This is a genomic window from Streptococcus mitis, from assembly GCF_946188615.1.
Lineage (GTDB): Bacteria > Bacillota > Bacilli > Lactobacillales > Streptococcaceae > Streptococcus > Streptococcus mitis_BZ.
In genome coordinates, this window is record NZ_CAMHVK010000012.1 from 1 (window position 1) to 14,005 (window position 14,005).

General features: G+C 38.1%; 3 protein-coding genes. All 3 read right to left on the minus strand.

What is annotated here, in order from left to right; all coding sequences use genetic code 11:
- A partial coding sequence (locus OCF95_RS09660; protein WP_261105320.1) for a Rib/alpha-like domain-containing protein occupies positions 1-5,636 on the minus strand: 5,636 nt, incomplete at its 3' end.
- Positions 5,637-5,905: 269 nt separating this feature from the next.
- The gene (locus OCF95_RS09665) at positions 5,906-9,808 is read right to left on the minus strand and encodes a mucin-binding protein (protein WP_261105321.1); all 3,903 of its coding nucleotides are present in this window, start codon (positions 9,806-9,808) and stop codon (positions 5,906-5,908) included.
- Positions 9,809-9,931: 123 nt separating this feature from the next.
- The coding region (locus tag OCF95_RS09670) for a mucin-binding protein (RefSeq protein ID WP_261105322.1) at positions 9,932-14,005 on the minus strand (4,074 nt) is incomplete at its 5' end.

Below are 14,005 nucleotides of genomic sequence, written 5' to 3' on the forward strand. Positions count from 1 at the left end.
ACAGTTGTGCCTTCTGGTAAGCCTGTTTTGTTTACACTTGTTTCTGGATCTGGTACGTGTCCATTGTCCACTTCTTGCGCTATTGCGGTTGGGCTGTATTTTCCACGCATTGATGAAACTGTTATATTCACTAATTTCGATGTAGAGTTTCCTGCTTTATCTCTAGCTACTATCGTTACACCATACATTACATTGTCAGAATCAATTCTCGGTACTTCTCTAACACCCTCTTTGAACACAATTGTTCCAGAAGCTTGATCAAATGTTAAGAATGAAGGCATATTTCTCACTTCAATAGTAGCAATTCCACTACCATTTACATTATCTTTTGCCTCAATCTTCATAGGAGGCAATGTTTTATCTAAAGTCGTCATTTCCCAGTTTGTATTTTCTGCTGGTGTTTGAATTGTTGGATCCGTAACATCTTTTACTTTCAATGGAATTGTAACGTCTTGTTCTGAACCATCAATATATGTTACTTTTGCTTGTATTGTTTGGTCTCCATACGCCTCAGTGTTAATTGGTGTTTTGGATTCCACGGTTGCAATTTTAGAATTTCCATTCTCACCTTGCGCATTTGTCGCAGTTACTGCTCCTTTTAACATTTCTGGAGTAACTGATACATTTTGATTTACTTCAATTTGTGTTCCAATTGCTGTAAAATCTTCACTTACTTTTCTAACCGTTACATTTACTGTCACTACATCTTTTGAGCCATCTGGATAAGTGATTTCTACTTCACCAGCTGTTGCGCCTGGTGTATTTACTACTGGTGGTGTTTTCCACGTCACCTTTGTTCCATCTGGCAATCCTGCTTTATCTACACTTGCATTAGGATCAGGAACTTGTCCATAACTTGTATTCTGCGGAATTGGCGTAGGATTAGTCTTCGCACTCATTGAAGATACAGTGATTTTCGCAGTTCTTTCGCTGACATTTCCTGCTTTGTCTTCTGCTCGAATGTTTAAAGTAAATTCTTGACTTGGTGTATTCTCAGCTAGTTTTTCTACTGTTTGTTTTCCTGATTTGAATTTAATAGCGTTAGTTGTACTATCATATTCTAAGTAATCAGGCAATCCAGTCACCGTGACGTTTTTAATTCCACTACCGTTTGCATTATCTTCTGCTTCAATCTTCATAGGAGGCAATGTTTTATCTAAAGCAGTCATCTCCCAGTTTGTATTTTCCGCCGGTGCTGAGATAGTTGGTTTCATCACGTCTTTAACTTTCAATGGAATTGTTACTTCTTTCGTTGTTCCATCTTTGAAAGTTACTGTAGCAGTAATATTTTGTTCACCATAGTTTGCTGTGCTAATTGTAGGTGCTGTAACTGTTGAAATCTTATCTGTTCCATTAATATTTCCATCTTTTGAAGTTGCAGTTACTTTCGCTTTTAAGTCGTCGTTAGAAATTGGATCATTTTGATTTACTTCAATTGGTGCTCCAGTTACTTCATATTCTGAACTTAATTCTTTTACTGTAACTTTTACATCTACTGTATCTTTTGAACCGTCTTTATAGGTTACTTCTACTACTCCGTCTTTTTCTCCAGGCGTTGTCGTTACTGGTATCGTTTTCCAAGCGTAACTTGTTCCTTCTGGTAAGCCTGTTTGATTCACGCTTGTTTCTGCATTTGGAGTTTCACCATAACTTACTGTTTGTTTTTGAGGATTAGCTGTTGCATCATATTTGGTAGTCATTGATTTCACAGTAAAAGTTAATTGTGAAGTACTACTATTGTTTGCATTATCTGTTACTCGAATCGTAACCGTGTGGGCTTGAGAATCTGTACCAACTGGTAATTTTGGAACTTCTTGAGTACCATCTTTAAACTTAATGGTTTTATTCGCATCATCATAAGTTAAGAAATCTGGTAAGTCTGTTACCGTTGTTGATTGAACACCACTTCCTCCTGCGTTGTCATTAGATGTTACTTGTATTGGAGAGAAAGTTTTATCTAATGCAATTAAATCGATATTCTGACCATTCGCTGGTGTTTGAATCGTTGGAGCCGTCACATCTTTTACTTCTAAAGGAATTTTTACCGTATCCCTTGTATCATCAAGATAGGTTACCGTTGCAGAAATTTCTTTGTTCCCTGCGTCAACAGTACTAATTGTTCCAATAGTAGTAACAGTTTTAACCTTACTATTACCGTTTTTATTAATTGTCACAGCAGATTTTAAGTCTTGATCTGAAACAGTATCATTTTGATTTTTGACAATTTTTGTAGCTGTAGGTTCATACTCATCACTTAACTTACGTACTTTTACAGTAACCGTTACTTCATCTACTGAATCGTCTGGATAAGTAACTTTCACCACTCCCGTTTTATCCCCAGGTCTATTCGTATCTGGTGCAGATTTCCATGTATATTGAGCATCAGTCGGTAATCCTGCTGTATTCACACTTGTTTTCGGATTAGGAGTTTCACCATGGCTCACTTCTTGAATCGTTGCATTCGCTTGTGGATTATACTTTTCAGCCATAGGCATGTGAGTAATACTAAATGTTCGTTCACTACTATTTCCTGCATTATCTTCCACACGTAATGTTATATTTCTTGTAGTTCGAGTTCTTCCAGACAATTTTGGAACTTCACGTTCTCCATCTTGGAAAACGATGCTACTTGTCGCTTTATCATACTTCAAGAAACTTGGTAAGTTCATTGGAACAATACTCTTTATTCCACTTCCTCCAGGATTATCAGCAACTGCTACTTTAATAGGTGGCAATGTCTTATCTAATGCTGTGATTTCCCATGTTTGACCTTCTGTTGGTGTTTGAATTGTTGGAGCAATTACGTCTTTTACTTCTAGAGGAATATCAACTGGATCAGTGGTATTATCCAGATAAGTTACTGTCGCTTTTATGGTTTGTGAGCCTGCATGCACAGTGCTTATAGGCGCTGCAGTAACTGACTTGACTTTTCTAGTTCCACCATTATCCACTGTTACTGCTGCTTTTAATCTATCATTCGTTACTGGATCATTTTGATTCACAGTAATTGTCTTTCCAGTTGGTATATGTTCATCACTTAGTTTACGGACTTTCACGGTTACAGGTACTGTATCTGTTGAGCCATCTGGATAGGTTACAGTTACGACTTCGGTTTGATCCCCAGGGCCTGTTGCCGTATTAGGTTGTGTTGCCCATCCGTATCTTGTACCTGTTGGCAGCCCATTTTTTTGAATACTTGTTCCTGCATCAGGCGCTTCCCCATAACTCACTTCTTGAATTTGAGAATTAGCAACTGCTGTATATTTTTGTGTTTGAGATTGAATATGGAAAGTAATATTTTTAGTCGCAGTATTTTCTTTTTTATCAACCGCTTTAACAGTCACTTGAATACTTGATTTACCAAGTTGGAAATTATTTGGAATAACGCCATTAATTTCAATTTTTGATTTTTTTGCATTGTAAGATAATGGATTCGGTAGATTGTCAACCGTTACAGAGTTACTTTCTTTGAGACCTACTCCTTTATCATTATCTTGAGCGTGAATATTGATTTCACTAGGTAGTCCTTCTAATCTCGTTAATGTAATATTATCAGGGGCAGTAATTGTCGGTTTAATATTATCTACAATCTCAACTGGGACATTCACAGTTTTCATTAAATGACTACCACGAAGAATTTCGATTTCTTTATGTTGTACACCTGCTGCAGAGGTATCCACATTAGAAGAGCCACCTTTCCAACGAACTGTTAATTCTCCTGGAACTGCTGAATTATCTGAAACTGTCACGTAATTTCTAGCATCCCCTAGTTGACCAGACTGATTCTGATTAATTTTTTTATCTTGTTTTCCTAGAAAATCTAAAACTGTATAAGGAGTTGTTACATCTTTTGTTACTCCATTTTCATAAGTTGTTGTGACAACAACATTTCTTGTCCCTGCTTCTTGCAAGTTAAATGGTGTTTTATACGTTACCTGAGCCGTTGTTGGTACTTCATGTCCTGTTTTTGATCGTACTAATTCTCTTGGATTCGTATATAATTCTTTTGAATCCCCAAAATAAGCAGTCAAACTGGAATGTTTCGCTTCTACATCATTTGTCGCATTTGTTTGAATGGTTTTAGGGTTGAATCCATCTTTAAAATGAATCGTCATTGTTGCACCATCAGCTGATACCTCAGCATGGTCAAAGTCGATATGATTCGCACGATTAACCACATTTGGATGCTCTGCTTTAAATTTTTCAATCAAAGCATTTTTTTCTGTTTCCGTTAAATGACGGACATCATCCACATAAGTTGGCGTTAAATCTCTAACAGTATTACGTTCACTTTGAGGTTTGATAGTCAAAGTATAGGTAATTGTATTTTGTTTATGTGTCCCATTTGCTCCAATTGTAATATGATAAGTACCTGGTGTTACATTTCCACCATCACCTATAGTTCCAACAAGAGCCATTTGCACTTCAGGATTATTTACATTCCAATAGTTAGCAGCAATATCTACTTCTTCTTTCTTTCCTGTTTGGAAATTTTTATAAGCTACACGTAGTTTTAAACCTTTAACTTGATTAAGACCACTTATAACTCCTACTCTTTTTACATAATACGGAGTAGGATCTTCCTCTCCACGTTTAGGGCCATTCGGATATCTTACTAATGGCTCTCCATTTCCTCTTTTACCATATGCTGTCATTACCGAGAATAGAGTATCTGAATTATAAAAAGTTAATTCTTTTTTATTTTCGTTTACTAACGCATTACTACCCTCGTATTTGTTAGCAATTGACGATATCCAAATAGCTCTAAACCCACTCTCTCCCTTACCATCAATTGGTTTTCCATTCCGTGGATCACGTTTCCCAGATTGTGCTCGAGTTACTCTATTAGCTACTTTGTTGCGGAGGCTCTTCGCTTCATTTAGAGCACCATCAACTTCACTCTCAGTGGCTTTTCCCTCAGATAAATCTGCAAATACTTGAAGAGATTTGCTTTCAGATTCACTGAATTCATAACTGATTTCTCCTGCCAGTTGGTTAATTTCTGAAACAAGAGCCTGAACCTTAGCGATCTTTTCTGTTGAAGGATTTTTCTTTTCATCACTATCGTTTGCTTTGTCTGCTTGCTTTTCTTTTTTGTCTATGTCGTTGCTTTTCTCTTCCAGTTGAGCAAATGATTCAGACAAAGCTTGAACTTCTTTATCTATCTCATCCTGACTAGCACCTTCTTTATCCAAGACTGCTTGCGCACGCGACAAAGAGAGATTAAGATTTTCAACTGATTTAGCTGTTTTAGTCTGTAAATCAGTGTTCCTAATCTTTTCAATTAATTCATTTAAAGCAGTTTTATCCACAGCTTTGACTGGATGCTCTAAAGACTTTTCAAGAATTTTTTCTTCTGGAACATGTTCAGAAATCTTATCTGATTCTTTAACAGGATTTTCTACCTGTGGATGATTTTCCACATCGTTTGGAATCTTGTCACTATTCGGATCTTCATCTTTAACTTTAGTTGAATCATTCAGAGACGCAACCATTTCATCAGCATGAACAAGATGTGGATTCTGTATCGTCACTGCTCCGGTAGCCAAAAAAAGAGTGCACCCAAAAAGAAAATGCTTCCCTTTCTTTATCATCCGCCAATTCTTTTGATTGATTCCTTTTCGATTAAAAAACATTAAGAACTCCTTGCTTCAAATTATAAAATTACTTCTTGTATATATTATATTCTTTTATTTCCTTATATGCAAACCCTTTCGATATATAATATATTGTTTATAAGATTTGTTATATTTTTGTAAAAATAATTTACTAATCCAGAAAATTACTAAATTCATTTTATTATCAAAAAATGAGCAACTTTTATATTAAGTTACTCATTTTTATAAACTCTATTTTATTTAGATTATACTATCCTACTAGTTAAATCAGTATTAACACTTTATATTTAGCGATGTCTTCTAGCATGACCACGAGTTCCTGGTCCAGTTCTAATTGGTTTAACTTGTTTACCTGGACGTGAAGGAACATGGTGTACTGGTCCATGATGAGGTCTCGTTAAATGCGGTTTAGGCTGAACACTTGGTTTTGGATGAGTAACAACTACATTTGGTTTTGTAACAACTCCGACCACATGCGTGTGGCTAGTAGTGCCAGTATGAATGACACTTGTCACCTCTGAATGAGTTTCGGTTTCATTTGTTGTAATAGTGACAATCGGTGTTGTTGGACCCGCTGTTGCCGCATTTGAGGTAACAGTGGTTGTCGTTGTAGTTGTAGTCGTAGCCGTTCCACCAGGAACAGGTTTTGTTTCTGTTTTCTTATTAACAGATGTTTGTGAAGAAAAATCTGTTGGTTTAATTGCAGCCAAGGCTTCAGCTGGAGTTAAGCTAGGTTTTGAATCAGTAGTCGCTACCGGTTTTGGTTGAACTACAGGTGTTGGTGTAGCTGGAGTAGATACTGCCGGTTTAACCGGTGTTACCGGTGCTGGTGCTACTGGTTTTACTGGAGCTACTGGTTGTGGTGTGGCAACAGGCGCTGGAGTTGCTGGTGTCGAAACTACTGGTTTGACTGGTGTTAATGGTGCTACCGGTTTTGGTTGAACTACAGGTGCTGGCTTAGCCGGAGTTGACACTGCTGGTTTAACCGGTGTTACTGGTTTGACCGGTACAACAGGTTTTGTAACAATTGGTGATGATGCAACAACTGGATTCGGAACGTTCAAAACTGGTTTGATAGAAATTCCATTACCTAGACTAGAAGGAGTTGCTGCAATAGTTGTTACTCCTTGTGGAGTGACATTTGGTTTATGAACAGTCGTATCCACTGCAGCTACTGGTTTATCATCAATTCTTGTGATTTTCCAATTATCATAAATAACTGCACCAGTAACGAGGTTAACTCTCGCTACTCTTTCAAAAACTACAGAACGAACTACATCTTTGAAAGCTTGTTTACCATCTTTTTGGTATTTGTAGTGAATCGTCTGCTTGGTCATTTTTCTCAGTGTATCTAAGTTTTCAACAGATTTAGGCCAAACAGGTGTCAATGCGTCTCCTACTACTAATGGATTTCCAGCAATTGGTTTAGGATCATCTGCTGTGACAGTCACAACTTTTTCGATTAATTGAACTGAGAATACTTGATCAGTTTGTTTTTCACTGTCAAAGCGTTTATCATTAGCATTTGCAAAACCATCATGTACTAATTCATATCCTTGTTTTAGGTATTGATTAATACGATTTTTTGAATTATAAGCAATTGTTTCACCTGGAAGACCAACAACACTGTCCACATTTCCTAAAACCTTAGAACTTGTTTCTGTTTGATTAAGGTATTTAACATACGCCTTTTGTTGAGCAACATAATCATAAACAACATGGATATCAGCCTGTGTCAAATGTCCCTTACTATTAGCAGGTGTTTGCGACAAGACATATACCACACCATCTTTTTCGAAACGCTCAGGAACTTTAGCAGTCACATCATAGTTATTTCCCAATAAGTTAATGAGATTTGAACTCTTATCATGTGGTGTATTGAATGTTTCTAAAATAGCTTGACTTGTTTTATCACGATACTGAATATCAACTTTACCAAATTTAGCTTCTTCGTACACAGCTACCACGTTGGCTTGAGCTCGTGTAATCGTACCAGATGTCTTCGTATTGCTATAGAAACGATCATTCTGTGCATACTCTTTGAAGACATAATATTTACCATTTGGTGAATGCAATAAATAAGGTGCTGTGATAGATGTTGTTTGAATTCCTTTGTTTTCTTGAACTTCTGTCTCAGTTGTATTTCTCTCCAAAGTAGCTACATAGCTAGTATCAATTTTGGTAGATGGTCTTACAGTAGTGAATTTGTCTTGAAGGATACCTCCATTTTCCACCGCTGCAATGGCAGGAAGAAGCATTTTCCCTTGAGTATCAACGAAGCGAACAGCTACATCTCCATATACAAGGCGTCCATCTGTTCTAACCATATCTGGGTTAGCAATTTTCCAGTCAGAATCAGCAGCTTGTTCGTATTGGTCTGTAAGATTTTTACCTTTGGCATCAACCACTGTCAATGTCCCTGGAACATTCGATTTAAAACCATTTCTAGCTTCATTCAGATAATTAACTGTGTGACTTGTCGGAACACGATCAACTCCAAAATCTTTTGTACGTAATACATAAGTTCTTCCAGCCAACATCTTTCCAGATACCAATTCAAAGGTTAATTCATTATCTGCTGCCTTAAGAATCTTAAATTTTGCATGTTGACCTGGTTCTTCACGAGGCGCCTCCAAAATAACATTATGACGATTTACCCTTGTTCTTGATGTATCAGGGCTAGTATTTATCATTTCGACATTGTGGGCACCACGTTCAACAAATTCACCGACAGTAGCAAACTTATTGAATTCTGTATCATTGATACGAACGGTGAAACGGGTCCCTGCACTAAAGTTTGATTTCCATGTTCCGATACGAAGAGTGCTGTTATATGTTTTGATACTACCATCATCATCCAACATAACATCACCTGTGAAGTTAGCTGTAGCTGGTGTATCATAAACTTTAGGTGCTCCTATATCTGTTTTAATCACAGTGTAATTCTTAGTGACTACATTTTGACCATTAACTGAAATAACACCAGTTACAGACTTATCCACGTTCACTCGAGGATAACGAATTCCACCTCTGTATTGAAGTTCAAAAGTAACATCATCTAAGCGTTCAATTTCGTCAGTAAAACGGTATGTTGCTTCAATATGACTCCCTTTGTCAACTAAATCCCATGATTCTTTTGTGTCCAAAGCAACGTCACGATCTCCACGTGAAGCCCAGTATGAAAGGCTTCCAGCTTTGGCATTATCATTTTTCTGAACCAGACTCACTCGTTCTGCAAATACTTTACCTTCAGCAACCAATTTTTGAGGAAGATTATTGTCTTGCGGTAATTCCTTCAAACCAATTGTGAAGATATCCCCCTTATGATAGGCACCATTTTTAAATTTTAATTGGAAACGATAATCAGCAATACCTGTTGAAGTCACACGATCCGCCATATCGATTGTACCACTGGCAATAATATTTCCATTATCGATAGCTACATCTTGTGTTTGAGTTGGCGATAGACTAGCGCTAATTTTCTTGCCGTGTCCTGCACGTTGCAACTCAGTATAAACTGTTTCAATAGCTGAATACAGTTGGTTTAATTGAGTCTTAAGATTTTCTGCACTAACATATGAATCTTTCAACAAGGATTTTGATTGTGAAATCTGAATTGTTGCTGCCTTAACAGCTTCTTGAACCAAGGCTTTTTCTTCAACTTTACGATCTGCTTCTTGAGCATAACGAACAGCAACTTGATTTAAAACTTCTGCTTCTGATACAACCTGTTCCAAGGTAGTTTTTTCGACTGATTTTTCTTCCTTTACCTTCTCACTTGAAGCAGGTGAAGTATTTTTTTCTTCGCTGGGTTTTACATCTTTAAAAATTAATTCTTTTGAGTCAGAATTTTTTGTCTCAGCTGCCACTTTAGACTCTGCTTCCTTCTTTAGAAGGGCATTGACATCTAATTCTTCTTTTTCCAAAACTGGAGCTTGAAGAGTTGAAGATAATTCTGCTATTTTTTCCTCAGATTTCTCTTGCTTGGTCTCTTCTGGTTTTTCAGAGACTTTTTGCTCTTCTTTTTCAGTGCGATGTGAATCTACTTTCTGTTCATCTGCACTCACATTTGAATAAGTACCAAAAACCATCAAGGCAGCTACAGCAACAGATACTGCACCAAAACTTGATTTTCTAATGGAATACTTGTTTACCTTATTCATTTGATTCCGTTTTACTCTTGAATACATATATTTTCTCTCTAACTTTTTATGATAAAAAAGAGAGTGGAATTGATGCTGTATTGACATACATTCTCACTCCCTAAAACACTACACTTCCAATATTTTGTTGTCTAGAGTTTTATTTTGATTTTATTCATCTCGTTTTGCTTTTCCAACTAAACTGAATCCAGCAAATAGGCCAAGTACTCCTAGAACTTGAGCCATACCAGAAGAGTGACCCGCAGTTTTTGGAAGTTCTTTTTCCTCCTCTTTTGGAGCTGAGTTTGGAGTTGGAACTGCTGATGGCACTTTTGGAGCTGGGGTAGAGGTTGGAACTGGAGTTGGCGTAACTTGTGGAGTTGGGGTTGGAGTCGGAATTGGAGTTGGGGTCGGTACCGGGGTTGGAGTTGGAACCGGAGTTGGGGTCGGTACTGGATCCGGCGTAACTTGTGGGGTTGGGGTCGGAGTCGGAATTGGAGTTGGCGTAACTTGTGGAATTGGTTGAATATTTCTATACGTTACAGTTACAACTTGATTTTCAGTTTCTGCTGTAATTCCTTGAACCGCAACCACTTTAGCAAGATCAGGATTATATCCTGCAATACTTGGAGATACCACTTCGTCAAAACTTGTCACTCCATCTTCAGAAACCCAAGATGTACTTGTAGTCTTACCTGTTACATTATCAATACTTAACATACGTGAAAAGCTTACTTGATCATGGTGATCTTCACTTGCTTTTGTACCATCTTCAAATACATAATGAATCGTTCTTTCCACAAGTTTTGGAGTATCTTTTTTAACAGTGATCTTATGTTTCAATAGGACTGTATATTCTTGAACTTTTGTTTCATCTGTATCAAAAGTTGCATCCGCAGGGAAACCATCTTCCTGTAATAAGTACCCTTTTTCAAGCAACGATTTCAAAACAGTTTCTGTCGTATAGGCAATCTTTTCTCCTGATTTACCAGTAATATTGTCTGTATGAACGACTTCATCCTTGTTATCAACATCTATGTAACGAACAACTGCAACTTGTTCTGTCTTGACGTAAGTTACCTTTGTATCTTCACCTGGGTTTTCAGGTGTAACACTTGTACGCTCTGGTTTGTAGCCTACAATTTCAGGTACTGCTGTTTCTCCAGCTTTACGAGGATCATTTGCATCATTCAGGTATTGTGGTTGAGGAGCATTTGCAATTACATTTCCAGAAGCATCTACTGGAATGATTTTACCCAAAACTTTATATGTAACTGTATCTGTTGCTTTTGGTAAATCTGGCGTAACTGTCTTAGCACCAGCTTCTGCTTTATCAGCGAAATACCCTATCACAACTGGTACTTTAACTGTTCCATAGGTATGGTCCTTATTTTCCCAAGTTGTTTCTTTAGTCGCTTCATTATATGATCCCTTGAAGACAAAATCATTTTGCACATTATCTTTAGGAGTTGCAGAACCTGCACCAGTAAAGCTTACAGTTTGCTCAGTTTCCTTAGTTAATGAATCAATAATTTCGTTATATGTTACAAAGGTATCTTTTCCGATGCGATCAGGATCAGATTCGTCATTTGGTTCGATTGTCTTGTCAACAATATTATATCCCCAAACAGTTGGTTGCTCGTTATTTAATACATGGAATTTTGGAGCTTCAGGAATTTTTGTTTCTGCTGCTTTTGTTGCATCGTTTGGATCATTATCATAGTACTTATAGAGAGCGTCTTCAATGTTTTGTACAACCTCTCCTTGTTTATTGATATATTGTCCTTTATTATTGACTGCTACAATACGTCCCATTTCTTTCAAGTCAACATTAACTTCTGTATCTTGAGGAGAATTTGGATTAACCTCCATTGTTCCTACTTTATTTACAGTAGCATAAAATTTTGGTGTAACAGGAGTTCGTACAGCTTTGAACACTGCATTCACGGATGAATTTGCTTCTGAATTAGTTGAACTATCTGGTTTTGCTGCAGCAGCGCGCTTACCTCTAGATGAACGGCGTACAGAACGCTCACCATTTTCAGTCACAGTTAAGCCTACTGGAGACACTTGAGAATTATTAACTTGTGTAGCTAAAAGATTCTCTGAAACTGGAGCTACTTCTGACAAAGCTCGTCTGCTTCTAGATGATCTAGCAACTCTTGATTCACCATTATTCGTAACTGATGGTTGAGATGCTACTGGAGCTACAACATCTTGGTTCTTAATTCCAGTAATCTTCCATTGTTCATAATGGATATCACCAGATACCAAATTCACAAGAGCATTTCTTTCATAGCTGATATGTTGATCAATTGTTCCATATGCAGCTTTTCCATTTTTAAGGTAACGGAAGTTAATACGGCGACTTATTGTTTGAGTCAATTTCTCCATTCTCTCAACAGTGCCTGGCCAATTTGGTGTATTTGGTTGTCCCGGATTGACTGGGGTGTTGGGTTGCGGTTTAGGATCTTTCGGTGTTACACGTTCGATACGTTCTGAAAGGGTTACAGTGTAGACTTGGTCACGTGCTGTATCGTAGTCATAAACCTTCGCACCACCTGATGTGAATTCATCACTAACAAGCTTGTAACCTTGTTTCTTGAATTCTGTGATTTGACTTGTTGTGCTGTAGGCAATGGCTTCACCTGACTTACCTGTCACTTCATCTGTTGTGAGAACACGGTTACCGTTAGTACTTACATAACGGATAACAGCTTTTTGGGCATCCTTACGATAAGTGACTGTTTCAACACGGTCTTGGTCTTTAGCTTGAACTCCACTTACAGCTGGGATTTCTGATTTATCCGCTGTGTAACCTGCGATAGTTGGAGATACCACTTTATCAAACGTATCATCATTAGTTGTCCAGTCTTGGAAGAAAATTTGACCAGTCACTAGGTTAATACGACTCCAACGTTTAAAGTTCAGTGTTTCAACCACATCATCCTTAGCCTTGCTTCCATCTTCGTAAACGTAATGGATGGTACGGCTAACACTTTCCTTGTTATCCAAATCATGGACACTAGCTGGCCAACGTGGGCTATCTGGTTGTCCTGGATTGACTGGGGTGTTTGGTTGTGGAGTTGGGTTATCTGGGTTAACCGGTTCGACACGTTCTGAAAGGGTTACAGTGTAGACTTGGTCACGTGCTGTATCGTAGTCATAAACCTTCGCACCACCTGATGTGAATTCATCACTAACAAGCTTGTAACCTTGTTTCTTGAATTCTGTGATTTGACTTGTTGTGCTGTAGGCAATGGCTTCACCTGACTTACCTGTCACTTCATCTGTTGTGAGAACGCGGTTACCGTTAGTACTTACATAACGGATAACAGCTTTTTGGGCATCCTTATGATAAGTGACTGTTTCAACACGGTCTTGGTCTTTCGCTTGAACTCCACTTACAGCTGGGATTTCTGATTTATCCGCTGTGTAACCTGCGATAGTTGGAGAGACTACTTTATCAAACGTATCATCATTAGTTGTCCAGTCTTGGAAGTCAATATGACCTGTTACCAAGTTGACATTGCTCCAACGTTTGAAGTTCAGTGTTTCAACCACATCATCCTTAGCCTTGCTTCCATCTTCGTAAACATAATGGATGGTACGGCTAACACTTTCCTTGTTATCCAAGTTTTCAACGGTTCCTGGCCAACGTGGGCTATCTGGTTGTCCTGGATTGACTGGGGTGTTTGGTTGTGGAGTTGGGTTATCTGGGTTAACTGGTTCAACACGTTCTGAAAGGGTTACAGTGTAGACTTGGTCACGTGCTGTATCGTAGTCATAAACCTTCGCACCACCTGCTGTGAATTCATCGCTGACAAGCTTATAACCTTGTTTCTTGAATTCTGTGATTTGACTTGTTGTGCTGTAGGCAATGGCTTCACCTGACTTACCTGTCACTTCATCTGTTGTGAGAACACGGTTACCGTTAGTACTTACATAACGGATAACAGCTTTTTGGGCATCCTTACGATAAGTGACTGTTTCAACACGGTCTTGGTCTTTAGCTTGAACTCCACTTACAGCTGGGATTTCTGATTTATCCGCTGTGTAACCTGCGATGGTTGGTGATACCACTTTATCAAACGTATCATCATTAGTTGTCCAGTCTTGGAAGTCGATATGACCTGTTACCAAGTTGACATTGCTCCAACGTTTGAAGTTCAGTGTTTCAACCACATCATCCTTAGCCTTGCTTCCATCTTCGTAAACATAATGGATGGTACGGCTAACACTTTC

What these genes read in the sequence shown, in the direction of transcription:
- OCF95_RS09665 (WP_261105321.1), bottom strand. Translation starts at nt 9,808, where the DNA reads ATGTATTCAAGAGTAAAACGGAATCAAATGAATAAGGTAAACAAGTAT.